General features: G+C 36.2%; 20 protein-coding genes. 14 read left to right on the forward strand and 6 right to left on the reverse strand.

The features are described from left to right. Positions 1-8: 8 nt before the first annotated feature. The gene (rluF, locus tag BK137_RS13895) at positions 9-713 is read right to left on the reverse strand and encodes a 23S rRNA pseudouridine(2604) synthase RluF (protein ID WP_038178966.1); all 705 of its coding nucleotides are present in this window, start codon (positions 711-713) and stop codon (positions 9-11) included. A 214-nt stretch (positions 714-927) separates the two neighbouring features. Between rluF and adh the strand changes: the two genes are divergently transcribed. Together adh and BK137_RS13905 are read left to right on the forward strand one after the other, a co-directional pair. Further along, a complete protein-coding gene (gene adh / locus BK137_RS13900) occupies positions 928-2,448 on the forward strand; it encodes an aldehyde dehydrogenase (protein WP_038178967.1) in 1,521 nt (506 codons plus the stop codon). Positions 2,449-2,466: 18 nt separating this feature from the next. After that, positions 2,467-2,829, forward strand: a complete 363-nt coding sequence (locus tag BK137_RS13905; RefSeq protein ID WP_038178968.1) for a DUF779 domain-containing protein — start codon at positions 2,467-2,469, stop codon at positions 2,827-2,829. Positions 2,830-2,884: 55 nt separating this feature from the next. On the opposite strand, the gene BK137_RS13910 is transcribed toward BK137_RS13905, so the two are convergent. Beyond that, positions 2,885-3,703 (reverse strand): AAC(3) family N-acetyltransferase, encoded by an 819-nt coding sequence (locus BK137_RS13910; protein WP_038178969.1) that lies wholly within the window; start codon positions 3,701-3,703, stop codon positions 2,885-2,887. A gap of 92 nt (positions 3,704-3,795) precedes the next feature. Here BK137_RS13910 and BK137_RS13915 point away from each other — a divergent pair, with 92 nt between their 5' ends. From BK137_RS13915 to BK137_RS13925, 3 genes are all read left to right on the forward strand, one after another. Beyond that, the gene (locus tag BK137_RS13915) at positions 3,796-4,779 is read left to right on the forward strand and encodes a DUF4003 family protein (RefSeq protein WP_038178970.1); all 984 of its coding nucleotides are present in this window, start codon (positions 3,796-3,798) and stop codon (positions 4,777-4,779) included. Positions 4,780-4,854: 75 nt separating this feature from the next. Beyond that, positions 4,855-6,282: an aldehyde dehydrogenase family protein gene (locus tag BK137_RS13920; protein WP_038178971.1), complete on the forward strand. Its 1,428-nt coding sequence runs from the start codon at positions 4,855-4,857 to the stop codon at positions 6,280-6,282. Between the two features lie 242 nt (positions 6,283-6,524). Beyond that, positions 6,525-7,001 (forward strand): acyl-CoA thioesterase, encoded by a 477-nt coding sequence (locus tag BK137_RS13925; protein WP_038178972.1) that lies wholly within the window; start codon positions 6,525-6,527, stop codon positions 6,999-7,001. Between the two features lie 55 nt (positions 7,002-7,056). Here the strand turns inward: BK137_RS13925 and BK137_RS13930 are convergent, their stop codons facing one another. After that, entirely contained in the window at positions 7,057-7,677 is a 621-nt protein-coding gene (locus BK137_RS13930; RefSeq protein ID WP_235175663.1) for a histidine phosphatase family protein, read from the reverse strand. Positions 7,678-7,773: 96 nt separating this feature from the next. On the opposite strand from BK137_RS13930, the gene BK137_RS13935 reads away from it, so the two are divergent. The 6 genes from BK137_RS13935 (at position 7,774) to BK137_RS13960 (ending at position 12,613) form a co-directional block, all read left to right on the forward strand. Next, positions 7,774-8,721, forward strand: coding sequence for a hypothetical protein (locus BK137_RS13935; RefSeq protein WP_038178975.1), 948 nt, complete (start codon positions 7,774-7,776; stop codon positions 8,719-8,721). Positions 8,722-8,869: 148 nt separating this feature from the next. Further along, a complete protein-coding gene (locus BK137_RS13940; protein ID WP_038178977.1) occupies positions 8,870-9,649 on the forward strand; it encodes a hypothetical protein in 780 nt (259 codons plus the stop codon). Beyond that, complete coding sequence (locus BK137_RS13945; RefSeq protein WP_038178979.1) at positions 9,646-10,011, forward strand: GntR family transcriptional regulator; 366 nt, start codon at positions 9,646-9,648, stop codon at positions 10,009-10,011. Before BK137_RS13940 ends, BK137_RS13945 begins: the two co-directional genes overlap by 4 nt. 89 nt (positions 10,012-10,100) lie before the next feature. Then, positions 10,101-10,724, forward strand: a complete 624-nt coding sequence (locus tag BK137_RS13950; RefSeq protein ID WP_235175666.1) for an ATP-binding cassette domain-containing protein — start codon at positions 10,101-10,103, stop codon at positions 10,722-10,724. Next, positions 10,714-11,637 carry an ABC transporter ATP-binding protein gene (locus tag BK137_RS13955; protein WP_038178983.1) on the forward strand — a complete coding sequence of 308 codons (924 nt, stop codon included), beginning with the start codon at positions 10,714-10,716 and terminating at the stop codon, positions 11,635-11,637. Before BK137_RS13950 ends, BK137_RS13955 begins: the two co-directional genes overlap by 11 nt. Beyond that, positions 11,606-12,613, forward strand: a complete 1,008-nt coding sequence (locus BK137_RS13960) for an ABC transporter permease subunit (RefSeq protein WP_235175664.1) — start codon at positions 11,606-11,608, stop codon at positions 12,611-12,613. The genes BK137_RS13955 and BK137_RS13960 overlap by 32 nt, the downstream gene beginning before the upstream one ends. Before the next feature lie 169 nt (positions 12,614-12,782). Here the strand turns inward: BK137_RS13960 and BK137_RS13965 are convergent, their stop codons facing one another. Then, positions 12,783-14,093 (reverse strand): globin-coupled sensor protein, encoded by a 1,311-nt coding sequence (locus BK137_RS13965; protein ID WP_235175665.1) that lies wholly within the window; start codon positions 14,091-14,093, stop codon positions 12,783-12,785. 322 nt (positions 14,094-14,415) lie between these two features. Here BK137_RS13965 and BK137_RS13970 point away from each other — a divergent pair, with 322 nt between their 5' ends. Continuing rightward, entirely contained in the window at positions 14,416-14,619 is a 204-nt protein-coding gene (locus BK137_RS13970) for a hypothetical protein (RefSeq protein ID WP_038178987.1), read from the forward strand. A 40-nt stretch (positions 14,620-14,659) separates the two neighbouring features. Here BK137_RS13970 and corA read toward each other — a convergent pair whose 3' ends face one another. Together corA and BK137_RS13980 are read right to left on the reverse strand one after the other, a co-directional pair. After that, positions 14,660-15,622 (reverse strand): magnesium/cobalt transporter CorA, encoded by a 963-nt coding sequence (gene corA / locus BK137_RS13975; protein WP_038178989.1) that lies wholly within the window; start codon positions 15,620-15,622, stop codon positions 14,660-14,662. Positions 15,623-15,770: 148 nt separating this feature from the next. Further along, positions 15,771-16,040 (reverse strand): hypothetical protein, encoded by a 270-nt coding sequence (locus tag BK137_RS13980; RefSeq protein WP_038178991.1) that lies wholly within the window; start codon positions 16,038-16,040, stop codon positions 15,771-15,773. Between the two features lie 151 nt (positions 16,041-16,191). On the opposite strand from BK137_RS13980, the gene BK137_RS13985 reads away from it, so the two are divergent. Together BK137_RS13985 and BK137_RS13990 are read left to right on the forward strand one after the other, a co-directional pair. Further along, complete coding sequence (locus tag BK137_RS13985; protein ID WP_038178993.1) at positions 16,192-16,497, forward strand: DUF4870 domain-containing protein; 306 nt, start codon at positions 16,192-16,194, stop codon at positions 16,495-16,497. A gap of 391 nt (positions 16,498-16,888) precedes the next feature. Further along, entirely contained in the window at positions 16,889-17,359 is a 471-nt protein-coding gene (locus BK137_RS13990; protein WP_038178995.1) for a CtsR family transcriptional regulator, read from the forward strand. Positions 17,360-17,366 lie beyond the last annotated feature (7 nt).

A 17,366-nucleotide genomic window follows, 5' to 3' on the forward strand; every position in this document is an offset into this window, starting at 1 on the left:
CCATTAAATTAATTTTTAGGTTTATAATTCAGTAAACTAAATAACTTTGAGCTTTCTTTATCAGTTAGGTCACGCCATTCACCGACACGTAGGCCATCGAGTTCAATATTCATAATACGGATGCGCTGTAAGCTTGTTACGGCATAGCCTAAAGATGAACACATTCTACGGATTTGGCGGTTTAAACCTTGCGTTAAAATGATTTTAAAAGTGTTACTAGATAATTTTTCAACTTTACAAGGTAACGTAGTAGTATCTAAAATATCTACGCCTTCAGCCATTCTTTTTAAGAAGTGAGTAGTGATAGGTTGATCCACTTTAACAATATATTCTTTTTCATGTTTGTTTTCAGAACGTAATATCTCATTTACAATATCGCCATCATTTGTTAATAATATAAGTCCTTCTGAATCTTTATCTAAGCGACCTATATGGAAAATTCGTAGTGGGTGGTTAACGAAGTCTACGATATTACCTTTAATATGTTTTTCTGTTGTACTTGTTATACCAACTGGTTTGTTTAATTTAATGTAGACAAATTGATTTTGTTTTCCGACTGGTTTACCGTCTACACACACTTTATCTCCGTCTTCTACTTGGCTTCCTAAAGTTGCTGGTTCACCATTAATCGTTACTTTACCATCTGCTATCCATTTGTCAGCTCCGCGTCTTGAAACTATTCCTGCTTCGCTTAAATACTTATTTATACGCATAATCTTCCACCTTTTTTTGAGTAATATAATTATACATGATAGCATAAATTCTTTTCAGAAAAATTGAGCTCTTTAAGTTGTAATTTATTCTAAAATAAGGGAATATAGTAATTGTAGACAACCACTTGAATAATAGATTATATATTTAATAAATGTAAATGTAAGCGTATTCTATGTGGGCGGTTTTAAATTATTGCAAAAGGGGAGATAAATAATGATTTATGCTAATCCTAATACTGAAGGTGCTTTAGTCAACTTTAAAGGGCAATATGAAAACTTTATTGGAGGCGAATGGGTAGCACCAGTTAATGGTCAATATTTTGAAAACGTATCACCAGTAACAGGGCAAGTGTTTACAAAAGTAGCACGCTCAACTGCTGAAGATATTGAACTTGCATTAGACGCAGCACATGCAGCAAAAGATAGTTGGGGGACTACTTCTGTTACTGAACGTGCGCGTATCTTAAATAAAATCGCTGATCGCATAGAAGAAAACCTCGAACTTTTAGCTGTAGCTGAGAGTTGGGATAATGGTAAGGCAGTACGTGAAACGTTAAATGCTGATTTACCATTGGCGATTGATCACTTCAGATATTTCGCTGGTGCTATCCGAGCTCAAGAAGGTTCAATTAGTCAAATTGATAATGATACTGTAGCATATCATTTCCATGAGCCAATCGGTGTTGTTGGACAAATTATCCCTTGGAATTTCCCTATACTAATGGGTGTTTGGAAAATGGCTCCAGCATTAGCGGCAGGAAACTGTATCGTTTTAAAACCAGCTGAGCAAACACCAACATCAATCCTTGTATTATTAGAGTTAATCCAAGATCTATTACCAGCAGGCGTATTAAACGTTGTTAATGGATTTGGTCTAGAAGCAGGTAAACCACTTGCTACAAGTACAAGAATTGGTAAAATTGCTTTTACTGGTGAAACAACGACTGGTCGTTTAATCATGCAATATGCAACTCAAAATTTAATTCCTGTAACTCTTGAGCTTGGTGGTAAATCACCAAATATCTTCTTTGAAGATGTAATGGATCAAGATGATGCATTTTTAGATAAAGCGGTTGAAGGTTTTGTTATGTTTGCCCTAAACCAAGGTGAAGTATGTACATGTCCTTCACGTGCTTTAATCCAAGAATCTATTTATGATAGATTCATAGAAAAAGCATTAAAACGCGTTGCTGAGATTAAGATTGGTAATCCTCTTGATACCGATGTCATGATGGGTGCTCAAGCTTCTCAAGAACAACTTGAGAAAATCCTTTCATACATTGATATTGGTAAACAAGAAGGTGCAGAGTGCTTAGTCGGTGGCGGACAAAACGAACTTGATGGTGAACTTGCAACTGGTTATTACGTGAAACCAACTGTCTTCAAAGGAAATAACAAAATGCGCATTTTCCAAGAAGAAATTTTTGGACCTGTGCTTTCAGTGACAACTTTCAAAGACAAAGCAGAGGCGCTTGAACTTGCAAATGATACTCTATACGGATTAGGTGCAGGTGTTTGGTCCCGTGATATGAATACAGCTTACCGCATGGGTCGTGAAATCCAAGCAGGTCGTGTTTGGACAAACACATATCACCAATACCCAGCACATGCTGCATTTGGTGGTTATAAGTTATCTGGTATTGGCCGCGAAAATCACAAAATGATGCTAGATCATTACCAACAAACTAAAAACTTACTAGTAAGTTACGCTGAAGGCGCACAAGGGTTCTTCTAAGAAAGGTGTGTTCAGAGCATGGTAGTACGTGTTATTGCAACAGATGAGGCGTTAGCGTTAATCGACTTGCTTAAAAGTAAACATGGACCTATCATGTTCCACCAATCAGGTGGATGTTGTGATGGTTCTTCACCGATGTGCTATGCAGAAGGGGATTTAATCCTAGGGGATGTCGATGTACTTCTTGGTTCAATAGGAGAAGTTCCTTTCTATATGCACGAAAGCCAATATGATTATTGGAAGCATACTCAGCTTATTATTGATGTTGTGAATGGGCGTGGAGGCATGTTTTCCCTTGAAGGTGTTGAAGGTAAACGTTTTTTAACACGTTCGCGTGCGTTTACTGACGAAGAATATATAGAAGTGAAAAAGCTTTTATAAAAGAAAAGGGTCTCTAGCATTAAGTAGCTAGAGACCCTTTTGTGTTCCTTATTCTTCAAGAGTTTTTTGTATGATCATTTAGCCAGATTGTACCGTATTCGATAAGTGGTTTCATTGCAATAACTTTAGTGATGGCTTGCCCTAACGTCCCATAATGTACATGTTCAGAATGCGCCTTTTCAAATGAGTTACCAATCTCAAGGAAGCGGTCTGAATCTACATTTAGCATATTAAAGGTAACCCATTGGCGCTTACCCTCGATTAACATAGCTGCCCCTTGAGGAGATGTATTTTGTACATTTGCAAGGTACTCTGATAAATGAAGTGCTGTACAAGAATCATAATCAACACCAATTAATAATACCTTCATATCGTGTTGAAGCATTTTACCAAGAGGTGATTCAAGTCCAAATGAGCTTTCAATTGGATGCGAACTCATCCATTCTTTTGCATTTAATCCCCATGCCATAAAGGAATGTGATGGATGCATGCTACGAACCGTTGAGGGGTGTCTTAGAAAGCATTCTGCTATTTTCCCCATACCACGCAAGGAAGATAAATGCGGATCATAAGCTGGGATTGAATCACGAATTGCTTGATGCCAAGGCTCTGGTGCAGGTGGTAGGGCCCAATATGATGGTTCAGAATTGGTAGCAGATTGAGAAGGCATAACGATTGTACCTTTATCAGTTATGATCGCCATTAAAGCCTCAATTACGGCCTGTTCAGCACCTGCAATCCATCCCATTTTGCTAAGGGAAGAGTGAACAATTATAGAATCACCCGCACCTATGCCAAGTTCTTGGAGTTGTACTTTTAATGTGTCTTTTGATTGAAAGATTTTCGTTTCTTGTATGATATCAAATTCTGTCATGCTACTCACCTCATTCGTAAATTATTTACATTATAACAAAATGAAACCAGCCATTAACTAATACGTATAATTTAAAAAAGGAGATGGATAATATGGAAATGGTGCAAGTGAAGCGGGATATACAAGATACATATGGAAAATTGAAAAATGCAGTGAGCTGGGGTGTAGATAAACGCTTTTTAATCTCTATAGCTAGCTATTATGTTATAACTGGGCGTACTTTTGATGCAAAACGATTTATAGAGATATCAGATGAAATTAAAGCACAGACAAAATTATTATCACCTCTAAGATCCCATATTCATCATAGTATGGTTGCTTTCTTAGATAGCACAGATGAGATGCCAGGTACAGCAGTTGGGCAATTAATAGCACGTGAAGAAATCCTGAAGCAAGTAGGATTTAAGCGGTCCATGTATTCTTATTTAGCAGCGCTTTTTATCAATGGTGATGTTATATCAGAAGATGAACAAGGGGTGAGGGGAAAAGAGCTTTATGATGCAATTCGGAAGCATCATCCGTTTCTTACATCACATGAAGATATTCCATTTGCTGTGCTGCTAAGTAAACAAGAAGGGGATATACAAGAGCGCGCTACAACAATGAATGATTATTTTAAAGATTTAAAGGGTAATCATTTTTATAGTAGTGATGAACTACAATGGACTTCGCAAATTATGACCATTACAAATGCTAGTTATAACCGGCAACTTGTAGAAAATGTATTGTATGTACGTGATTATTTTAAAAAAGCGGGTATTAAAGTAAAGAGAACGCATTATATGGTAATCGGTTTGTTGGGGGCTATCTGTGCAAAAGATGAACTCTTGCAGCAAATTGTTGATGTCTATTATGACCTTGAACAGATGAATCTCTTTAAATGGGGTTATAAAGAGATGATTTTACCTATTGCGGTTCAGCTTGAAACAAAACAATTAATTGAAACACAAACTGGAACGACAATGACAGTACTCACATCCATAGAATCTATTTTACAGGCCCAGCAGGCTGCAATGATTTCAACTGCTGTAATTGTCAGTGCATCTACTGCAGCAAATAGCAATGGTGGTAATTAAACGCCCACCTGCATTGGTTCAAAAAAATAGTGATAATATGGAAGGAGTAGTGATCTACATATAGGAGGACTTAAAATGGAAGAAACGAAACTTTGGATAGATGGTAAATGGCAAGAGGTATTAGAAAGCTATGAACTACAATCTCCTTATAGTGGTGAAGTGATTGCTAAAGTAGCAAAGGCAACACCAGCAGATGTGAAACAAGCTATTGAAGGAGCGCATAATGCTTTTCAATCTTATAAAAAAACAACGGCATATGAACGAGCAGAAATTTTATATCGTGTGGTTGAAATTATGCGTAGACGTCGTGAGGAATTAGCAGAAATTTTGACGTTAGAGGCAGGAAAACCAATTACAGCTAGCTTAGGTGAGTTGGATCGTACTATTGCTACGTATCAATTTGCAGCAGAGGAAGCAAAACAATTACATGGTGTAACAGTACCGATGGATGCAGCACCAGGGGTAATGAATCGAATCGGTTGGACGAAGCGCGTACCCCTTGGTGTGGTTTCTGCTATTACACCATTTAACTTTCCATTTAATTTGGTAGCACACAAATTAGGACCAGCTCTTGCTGTAGGAAATACGGTTGTCCTAAAGCCAGCAACGCAAACGCCGTTAAGCAGTATTGTGATGGCAGAAATTTTTAAAGAAGCGGGTTTGCCAGATGGTGTGCTTCAAATTGTCACGGGTAGCGGCAGTGAGCTTAGTGAGGAGCTGGTTACAAATTCAGCGGTGAAAAAAGTAACGTTTACTGGAAGTGGAGCTGTCGGGTTGAAAATCAAAGAACAGGTTGGCTTACGTAAAATCACACTTGAACTTGGTTCAAATGCAGGGTTAATTATAGAGCCAAGTGCACATATTGAAAAAATTGTAGGACGCTGTGTGAATGGGGCATTCGGTTTTGCAGGACAAGTTTGTATTTCATTACAACGCATTTTTGTTCATGAATCGATTTACGATGAATTTACAAAAGCGTTCGTGGCAGAAACAGAAAAGTTAAAAGTAGGTGATCCGTTTGATAAATTGACGGATGTCAGCGCAATGATTAATCCGAAAGAAGTAACAAGAATTACAGAGTGGATTGAAGAAGCAAAAGCTCAAGGGGCAATTGTTGCAACTGGCGGAACATTCACTGAACGTACGTTGACACCGACCGTCATAACGAATGTCGAAACAGATATGAAAGTAGTTTGTCAAGAAGTATTTGCACCTATTGTGTCGATTGTTCCATATGAAACATTCGACAAAGCTATTGAGTTATTAAACGCATCTGACCTTGGTTTGAATGCAGGTATTTTCACAAATAAGCTAGACGATGCTATGCGTGCAGTCGATGAAATAGAAGCAGGATCTGTAATTATTAATGATATTCCCACATTCCGTACAGATAATATGCCATATGGTGGCGTGAAAATGAGTGGTTATGGTCGTGAAGGAGTTAAATTTGCAGTTGAAGGTATGACAGAATTGAAATTTATTACAGTAAACAATGGTCTTTAAAATAACTTAATGATTCCTTGTAGAATACGAATGACTCAATCTGGAGAAGCTATAAAATGAAATCTATAATTGTTAGCAGCATTAGTTTACTAAGAAGGTTTTCCTTAGGGAATTTTAAGTTAGTAAACGGTCATTAATGATTTTAGATATTATTTTAATCTGAATTGTAGAAAAACAAACGCATTAACTTTAAAATAACATTAGCGTGAGAAAACAAAATGATCTAGGAGCGTGTTTAGAAAATGACAGAAGCAATTCCAATGAAAGAGTCCCGTACTATACAATCGAAATTAGTCCTGCCTCCGGATACAAATCATATGAATTCTATTTTTGGAGGAAAAGTTTTAGCTTATATTGACGAAATTGCTGCAATTACATCAATGAAACATGCAAAAAGTGCTGTTGTTACAGCTTCTATTGATTCAGTTGATTTCGTATCACCAGCCCATGTAGGTGATGTTTTAGAACTAGAAAGTATAGTGACTTCTACTGGTCGATCTTCTATGGAAGTTTATGTACGTGTAATTTCCCGAGATTTATTAACAGGAGAACAAAAATTAACTACGGAATCTTTTGTAACAATGGTTGCAGTTGATGAAAATGGCAAACCTACTCCTGTGCCAGGTGTGTTCCCTGAAACAGAAGCGGAAAAACGACTATTCGATTCGGGACCTGCACGCCGCGAGCATCGTAAAGCAAAACGATTAATGCCACACTGATAAAAAGCCGTCCTTCATGCATGAAATCATGTCATGTATAGAAGGACGGTTTTTTTTATTCGAAATGTGAAGTGTCACCAATCATTTTAAAAGTGGCTTGTCCATCACTATCTATTTCTACAACGGTTAAGCTCGTACCGTGTATAAAAGGGGGATCCCAAAGAGAGTTTAATGAATTCCCTTTAAAATAGTTTATAAGTAATTTTTTTACAACGCTATGTGTAACGATTAAGACGTTTCCTTCTAGGTCTGCTTCAATTATACGATTTAAAACTGAAAGAACCCGCTTTTCAACATCGTGGAAACTTTCCCCGGATGTGGGTTTGAACTGATCGGGCTGCTCATAATATGCCACATACTGGGTGGGAAATGAGGATTCAATATTACTTAAAGTCATTCCTTGCCATTCTCCCGCATTAATCTCTCTTAAATCATCGTCTAAAATGGTTGTCACTTCGCGTTCCTTTAAAAGAATTTCTGCTGTTTGTACAGTGCGCCCGCTTGGACTAATATAGGCGGCTGAGAAAGGAGTATTCTTTAATTTTTGAGCTAATTTCTCCGCATCTTGATGTCCTTTTTCTGTTAAAGGGGAGTCAGACCAACCTTGCATCCTCTTTGCTACATTCCACTCTGTTTGTCCATGTCTTGTTATATATAAAGTAACCAAAAAGATCACCCTCTCACGATTATTCTATTAGTTTATCAAAATAACTGAAACCATTTCATTACTTTTTCGTATGTTAATAAAAGGCAATTATGGGGAGTTGAATAAATGTTGCAACAAATAGACGGTCGACAAGCAGAATTAAAGCTTGAAATGGATAAAAGAGATAAAGTTTTGCGTCGTCAAATTGCGCTTCAAGAACAACTTGAAGAGATAGGAAGACGTTCAGAAAGATATTATAGAAAGTTACAGAAAGAAACAAAGGATGTCGATAAACTAGATCGATTTTCGTTTTTAAATATGTTTAGAACTTGGACAGGCAAGCAGGATGAAATTCGATTAAAGGAATTGTCGGAAATGGCATCAGCCGAAGCGAAGTGGCGTGAGGCTGAGAAGATGAAAGAGACTTTACAAGCTGATTTAGCAGAGATACAAACAGAACTTTATAACCCTAGATGGCAAAATATTGAAGACAGATGGTCTGCAATTATTAAGGAAAAGGAAGATTTTATTTTCAAAAATAATTTACCAGAGTGTCGTCTATTGGGAGACTTGTATGAAGAAAGAACGCTACTAACGACTTTACGCCGGGAAATTAAAGAAGCAATGAAAGCTGGGGACGTAGCAAAGAGATCACTGCAGTTTGCTTTAAAACGATTAGATAATGCTGAAGGCTATTCTACATGGGATACGTTTTTAGGAGGTGGTTTTATTGCGACTGCTTTAAAACATGGTGAATTAGATGATACCGAAAATGCTATACATAAAGCGCAGGTCGCACTTCAAAATTTTCAAACAGAATTATTAGATGTGAAGGAAATCCAAGCTGGAAATTTACAAGTCGATAGAGGTTCATTTATAACATTTGCAGACTATGTGTTCGATGATATCTTCTCTGAATGGTCTTTGCATTCGCGTATTAAATCATCACAAAGGCACGTAGAACAAACATTGAATCAAGTGATTGCTACTTGTGATGAACTTTGGAAGCGTTTTGAAATGACAGAGGAGAAAGAAACGCAAATTCAGAAAAAAATAGATGCTATTTTAGGGTGAAGTAAACTTAGTAATAGCATGGGATGAAACGTTTAAATGAATAACATTTTGACCAGGTGTTTAGTAATTAAAATACAATATTACTTGCTTTTTCCCTTTTTTTAGGTGTACTATGTTACTAGTACACTGGAACATGTGAGGGATACTTATGGAAAAATGGAAAGGCCTTTTTCAAAGAGAATGGTTATTATATCGTTCTTGGATATGGGGAGTTATATTGGCCACTGTGGTAACAATTTTTCTGATACCGGTAGGACTTATGAAGATGTTCGACTGGGATGGGATGTATGTAGGAATCGCACTTGTGTTGACAGGTTTATGGGTGCTCTTACAGAGTTTTATCGTATTGATCCAATTCTGTATCAGTTTAAATCAAGATGCTAAAAGAATAGACGTCTGGTTACATACACCTGCTACGACGGGGCAAATTATAAGCTCTAAAATTGCTTTTAGTATCCTTTTTGAAATTGTTGTGTTTACCGTGTTGGGTGTATTGGGTATTACTTTGCTAGTAGCTAGCCATATAGCTGAATTAGGAGAGTTAATTTTACTTGGGATCCATCTTCTACTTCTACTCGTTTCAAACTCGTTGTTTATGTTTGTTGTCGTGTTATTGTTATGGATTTTCCATATGAAAATGAGACATTACACAGGGAAATTTACTGGGTTTATTACCGTGGTCGTTGGAATTGTAGCCACTTTACTTTGGTCAAAAATGTTAGAGCTAGCATGGATGGAAAAGTGGCTTTATACGTTTGAAATCAAATCGACTGTAGTTGAGAAAGTGGTACCAAAGATTACTGATATCCCAGGCACACTAGAAATTCAGAATCTTTATTTAGGTTCTATTCTATTTTATGCCATCGTAACAATTCTCTTCTACGTTATAGCGTTAAAGTGGTTCGACCGAGGAGTTGAACAACGATGAGTGTAGATTTTTTGAAGGATAAACCAATTTATCAACAGCTTGTAGATCGTATATGCGGTGATATTATTCGTGGAAGCTTAAAATCGGGAGATCGCCTTCCATCAGTTAGGGAGTATGCTGTTGAAGCCGGGGTTAATGCGAATACAATGCAGCGTGTATACAAGGAGTTGGAGCAAATGGATATTACGGAAACGAAGCGTGGTCAAGGTACATTCGTGACGGAAAACCGTGAGCGACTAGCTGAATTACGCGAAGAGATGAAGCTAGGATTAGTTGAAAGCTTTATTCATAACATGGAGTCATTAGGCTTTACTCAAAGAGAAATGATAGAGGTACTGCAATCAAAGGAACGAGGTGAGTAAGTATAATTACAGTTGATAAAGTCTCAAAAAAATATGGCAAAAAAACTGTATTATCCGATGTTTCTTTTACCATTCCAAAAGGAAAAATTATTGGGTTAGCTGGAGAAAATGGTAGTGGTAAATCTACACTGCTAAAAATCATTGCTGGTTTATTACATCCTACGAGTGGAAGAGTACAGCTAGATGGTAGAAGGTCAAATCGAGGAAGTGCTGAGCACATCGCTTACTTACCTGACTTGGATTTATTTTATCCATACTTTACGGGAGAAGAACTTTTTCGATATTACGACACGCAATTTGTAGACTTCCATTATGACAAAGCTTGTATTGTGGCGCAATTTTTGAATATTTCATTAGATGTAAAATTAAAGAATATGTCAAAGGGTAGTCGTGGGCGTGTGAAGATGGCAGCTACACTAGGGCGAGATGCATCTTATTATTTAATGGATGAACCATTCTCGGGTTTTGACCCACTTGTACGAGAGAATTTGATTAAAGGGCTAATTCAATTTACAGATTCAGAAACACAAACAATTTTTCTTTCGACTCATGAAATTAGGGAAGTTGAGCCTTTGTTGGATAGTATTATCGTTCTTCAAAAAGGAAGGATTGTAGGTCAGGAAGAAATTGAAAACATCCGTGAAATATACAACCAAGATACGATTACATGGTTGAAAAATTTATTGAAGGAAGGTGACAAAGTTGGACAATAAACCAATTGTTGAACTCAAGAATTTATCAAAAACAATTAAAGGTAAGAAGATTATCCATGATTTAAATTTAGCTTTGTATCCCGGTCAAATTACGGGCTTTTTAGGACCAAATGGTGCTGGGAAAACGACAACAATCCGTATGATGGTAGGGCTTATGAAGCCGACGAGCGGTGAGGTTTTCATCGATGGGCAGTCGGTCCAAAATCATTTTGAGGAAGCGATTAGCAAAGTAGGTGTAATCGTAGAAAACCCTGAGATGTATAAATACTTATCGGGCTATAAAAACTTGGAACATTTCGCTCGTATGAATAAAAACGTAACAAAAGAGAGAATTAACGAAGTTATTCGCCAAGTAGGTTTAGAAAATCGTATTCGTGAAAAGGTATCGACGTACTCGTTAGGGATGCGTCAACGTTTAGGTTTAGCACAGGCTTTGCTAAATAAACCGAAGTTTTTAATATTAGATGAACCTACGAATGGCTTGGATCCAGCAGGTATTCGAGAATTCCGTAACTACTTACGTAAAATTGCGGAGGAGGAAGGCGTCGCTGTTTTCGTATCAAGCCACTTACTCTCTGAAATAGAATTAATGTGTGACAGAATTGCAGTTATCCAAAATGGTAAGTTAATTGATATGCGTGAAATGAAAGATGATGAGCAGTCACACTATTATATTGAAACAGAACAAAATGCTAATATTACGACAGTCTTTGCTGATGCGGGTATTGCTTTTGAACAGCATGAAAAGGGATGGCTTGTACAGGCAGAGAAAACACAAATTCCAGCAATAGTGCAGTCGCTTGTTGCAAGTGACATTAATATTTATGCAATAAATCCTTATCATAAAACGTTAGAAGATCAATTCTTAGAAATGACAGGAGGTGGCCAAATTGCTGAAACTAATTCAAAATGAGTGGATGAAGTTATGGCGTAAAAAAGCCACTTGGATTATGTTAATCATGCTCATAGTAATAGTAATTGGTATGGCTGGGTTAAATAAGTGGATATCCTCTAAGTATGGCTCTACGGAGGATTCAACAGGTGGAACAGTGACAATAGAAAATGCTGAAGGAAAAGATGCACCAAAGTTGAGTTGGAAAGAACAGGAAAAGGCTATTGTTGCTGAAAATGACAAAATGCTAAAAGAAGATGGTCTATCTAAAGATGAAAAAGAAGATCTAATCGAGCAAAAAAGTATTTCAGAGTATCGCTTGAAAAATGATATTGCACCTGAAAGTGACATGAGTACGGAAAGTTTTGTGTTAAACTCTAGTGGTATGTTGTCGCTAGTTACAATGTTTGTTGTCGTTATTGCAGCCGGAATTGTGGCAATTGAATTTTCAGAAGGCACAATTAAAATGCTATTAACGAGACCAGTAAAACGTTGGAAAATACTCACTTCTAAGTTCGCGACAGTATTATTATTTGGAATAGTAATGGCAGCAGTCACGTGGATTACTTCCACCATAATTGGTTTTATGTTATTTGATACAAGTGGTGAAAGTTACTTGAAATGGAATGGCAGTGAAGTGGTAGAACAGTCAATTTGGCTACGCTCATTGTATTTATATTTAATTTCATCAGTTAATATATTCGTAACTGCAACATTTGCATTTATGATTGGATCTGTTTTCCGTTCAAATGCATTAGCAATTGGGATTTCAATGTTCCTATGGTTTATGGGAAGTACTATTGTTGTTTTCTTAAGCAAATATGAAATAGTAAAATATTTATTCTTCACATATACGGATTTAACACAATTTGTAAATGGTTATGTGATAGTTGAAGGTACAACAATGGCATTAGCGTTAGCCGTGTTATCTGTTTATGTAATTATTTTCATGGTGATTAGTTATATTGTTTTCACTAAACGAGATATTACAGCGTAATAGAGTGTAGTTAGGGCGGATAAATGATGTCAGAAATGATGTGCATTATAGCAATCATATTAGTTGGAGTTCTCTTTATATTTGGTGGTTTTTATGGAATAAAGAGATTTTATCAATAGTATAAAACAGGCTGTTCACTATGAAACTCATAGCGAACAGCCTGTTTTTATTAATTTAATTGGCTTGTAATTTCAATTAGATGGTCAGATGATGCAGATACTTGAGCAGCTCCTTGGCTCAAATCTTCAAGTAAATGAGAAATACTAGTAATGTCTTTAGTAGTATTTTCATTTTTTTCTTTTATACCTGCAACCGCCTCTGCAATTATGTTAAATGATTGAGAAAGGGTACTTTGCATTTCAACACCTTTAGAGATTTGAACATCGACATCCTTAACTGAACTGGACATATTCTCAATGTTATTTTCAGTGTCTTTAATAAGAAGTGATACATTTCGAACAGCACTCTTCGTTTCCTCAGCTAATTTACGTACTTCATCAGCTACGACAGCGAAGCCTTTACCATGTTCGCCCGCGCGAGCTGCTTCAATCGACGCATTTAATGCAAGCAAATTAGTTTGATCTGCAATGTCTGTTACTAGACGAACAATTTGTGTGATTTCATTAGAAGAAATACGTAGTCTATTCATAGTCTCATCTAATAAAGTGACGCTTGAAGACATTTTGTTCATCAATTTTGTTTGTGCGTCTAATAGCTCTCTGCCACTATCAGATTTTTCTTGAGTAGAAGTTACGAACATTAAGCCTTGTTGAGTTGATTGAGCAATGTCATCTGATTGGCTAGCTAAAGATTGTAGAGAAGCAGTTGTTTCTTGGCTAATAGCACTAAGCTCTTGTGCCGTACTTTGAACTGAGATGACAACTTTTTGTTGCTTTTCATCTGAATTATCCCTAATACGATCTTGTTCATTTTCATAAGCCTCAATAACTAGCTGTTGTTCGAGATTTATTAACTTTGAAAATGCACTAATTGCTAAAGTCGACTCCTTTGCACTTAGATCTAGACTATTAACAAAATGAATGAAAGAGGTAGTTAAAGATTGGAATGAATTAATATACCACTTCGATTGTAGGCCTATGCGAACGTGTACTTGTGCGATAATCTTGCGTTGTTCAATGTAATCATCATTAATATTACATTCAAACATTTCAGATAGGTGACGTGTTAATGTTACTTTTAATTTGTTGATTTTAGAATGCTTTTGAATAATACCCACTAAAGTATCAGATTGGCTAATAGCTTCATAAAATTTCTCAACCATTTCGTTGATGAGTTCCTGAGTCAATGGTTGTAGTTGTTTTAAAATAGCTAAATCTTGCTTAGTTAGATCTAATAATTGAAATTGTTTTTGTATATCATGATGTCTAGTTACGTTTAAAGTAACTCGATTCATATAGTTCTCTGTTTGAAAATAGGGTTCTTTTTCTTTTCTTGTTCTTCTCATTGTCCAAATTGACACGTCAATTTCTCCATTCTACTATAAGCGAAGTTTAGTTTATGATGATTCTATTCTACCATTTTTAACGTATCTATAGACATAATATAGATTTCTTTTTATTGAGAATTTAGTAATATTTAATTAATAAATAAGGAATTTTGAAGTTAATATTAGAGGTATAAAGTAATGCGCCGAGTATTTGATGGATCTACTTATAAAAAAGCACCTTTAAAACTGACACAGAGAAGTGAACAAACGATGTCACATATTATTTCACCGTGTTCTTGTAGGTTGTCCATGCTACAATAAAAGAAATGTCTTGATGAAAAGGATGTATTGGTCAATGGATCGTAAGCGAGGGATGAAATTTGCTTTACCAATAATGGCAGTTGTAGTGGTATCGGCGTTGATGTTATTGAATAAGGATTATACAGACGTTCCTTTGAACTCACGTATAATGATTGCCTTAGGTGCAGCATTATTTTCGGGTGCCATTTCTTTTGTATTATTTGGTTTAAAAGATGCTAAAGACGATGAACTAAAGTAAAACGCAGACTCTCCTTAAATTGTGGAGAGCCTGCGTTTTTTTATGGTTTGAATAAGTCGAACCAACCTTTGTATTTAAACCAAACTAACATAGATATGGCAATAATAAGCATAATAGCTAGAACGATAAAGTAGCTGTAATGCCAATGTAATTCGGGCATATTTTCAAAGTTCATACCGTATACACCAGCTATAAAGGTTAGTGGAATGAAAATAGATGAGATAATGGTCAAGATCATCATAATGCCGTTCATGCGACTGGCATTCATAGACATATGACTATCTCGCATATCAGCAGTAAGCTCACGGTTTGATTCAACCATTTCTGTTAGCTTTATCAAATGGTCATGAATATCGACAAAGTAAGCACGTTCGGATTTGATCAATGTAAAGCGTTCGGAGTTTAAAATACGATATAAAAGGTCGCGCATAGGTAAAATGGTACGTCGAATATGAAGTAAATCACTACGTAAATCAAATACATAGCGCATAGATTTTGTGTTGCTTTGATAATTTAGCTCGTCCTCAATTGTATTTAAATGATCTTCAATGTTGTAGACCATTGGGAAATAGCTATCTACGATTTTATCTATTGCTTGATAAGCGACGAAAATAGCGCCACTTTCCCAATACTGTGGTTGATCATGTATACGTGAACGGACGATATCAAATTCAGGAACTGGCGATTTATGAAAAGTCACAATAAATTTTTCGGAAACGAACATATTGACCTCTTCGGCTTCAAAGGTTTCTTCGTTTAACTTATGCGCAACCAAAAATTGGTAGTCGTCATAATAATCGAGTTTTGGTCGTTGTAATCGCATTAAACAGTCTTCAATAGCTAGTGGGTGAAAGTGAAAGAATGTGTCTAGCAGTAGTTCTTCTTCCACAGTAGGTTCATCAAAATCAACCCAATACCATTCAAAAGGATTATTTCGTAATTCTTCTAGCGGAAAATTAATTTTTAGTTCTTGATTATTAGTAATGCCAAGGGTCCGAATCATAGATCGTCCTCATTTCAACTAGTGTATAACTATCCTCTCATAAACGGTATCGTATTGTCACGGGAAGATGCTGAATGAAACATAAGATAAATAGAAATAAAAAAGAGGGCGCTTATGCATAGCTGCCCTCTTATATATTTTATGGTATTTATTTATCACTTAGGAAAAGGCTTGATAAAAATTGATCTCGATGACTTTTATCGGTTGAGTCTTCGATAGTATTCTGATCTTGATACAGAACATCTGACTCACTTATTGAATTGATGATTTTTATTTTATGCTCAATGGTTTTAGAGCATGAGGAAGTTTTAGATTCGCAATCATTTGAAAATGAATTTTTCAATAAACAATAAGGCATTACAATGAAAATGATTAAGCATAATGCGATGCTACCGATGAATAATAATGCTTTTTTCAAAGGAAAAACTCCTCTCTTACTTTTGTTACTTCAGAGGACGAATCGAAATAAAGAATGTTCCTTTTTTTTATGAGGATATGAAACTAATGGATTTTTTAATCGTATAAATAGAATAAGAAACATATTAATTTATGAAAGTGAGTTGCTCTAAGTGGAATCTAAAGGGTTAAAAGTGATTCTTCACGCAAGTGCATTTTTTGCGCCGTGTTTAGTGCCAATCCTATTCTATATTTTTATTGAAGATAAACAGATTAAGCGTTTGTCCATTCAAGCGCTATTGTTCCAATTTGTTATGTGGGTATTAGTCATTGTATCAGGGATATTTAGTTTTTTATTAATTGGACTTCCGTTCTTAGTAGTCTTTTTGATTATGGGCGTTGTCATTCCAGTAATAGGTATTGTAAAGGCTCTTAATGATACAGAGTGGAATTACCCGATTGTTGGGAAATGGTATTGATTTGAAAAACCGCGATGGCAATTGCTGTCGCGGTTTTTGTTTTGACCGAATATTAGATAAGTGAAACGGGTATCTTGAGAAAGTAGGATGTTTTTCGAGCAACTGTTACGATGGGACGACTAAGATTTACGATCTTCCTTAAAATGAGTGTTTTTAGTACTTCTTCTGCTCACCAGCCTCGACATGGCTCCGAGGTAACTGCCACTTTCTTGAACGAAAACTGAAAAGACATTTTCGATTTGAAGGTATGGGTGCTTCTCGAGGCTAAACAGGTACCTTACACATTTCAATGAGCATTTCAATTGCGTGTTTTTTATTAGGCTGTGTATAATGTAATCAAATATAGTCAAAGATAGTCAAAGTCAGTGATGCAAGCGAGGTGGAATTTGAAATGCGTAATATCTCTGACATAATAGAAGGTTATTTGAAAGAGGTTATCGAATTAGGTGGAGAGGGACATATTGAGATTAAACGGAGTGAAATTGCTGATAAATTTCAATGCGTACCCTCCCAAATTAATTATGTGATAAATACTCGATTTACCGCCGAGCGTGGCTATTTAGTTGAAAGTAAACGTGGCGGTGGAGGATATATAAGAATTTTACGTGTTAAAGCTAGTTCAAAGGCGGATTTAATTGACCAAGTGATTGAGCAAGTGAACGAAGGTGCTTCACAAACTATGACGAATGATTTAATTTTCCGTTTAATTGACGAAGGTGTAATTACGAAAAGAGAAGCTAAAATGATGTTAGCAGCTCTTGATCGTTCTGTGTTACGAATAAATTTACCGGTACGTGATGAGCTTCGCGCGCGTATCCTACAAGCAATGCTACTGACTATAAAATATGACAAGCAATTGTAAAAGAGGT

Source organism: Viridibacillus arenosi, assembly GCF_001955655.1.
GTDB lineage: Bacteria > Bacillota > Bacilli > Bacillales_A > Planococcaceae > Viridibacillus > Viridibacillus arenosi.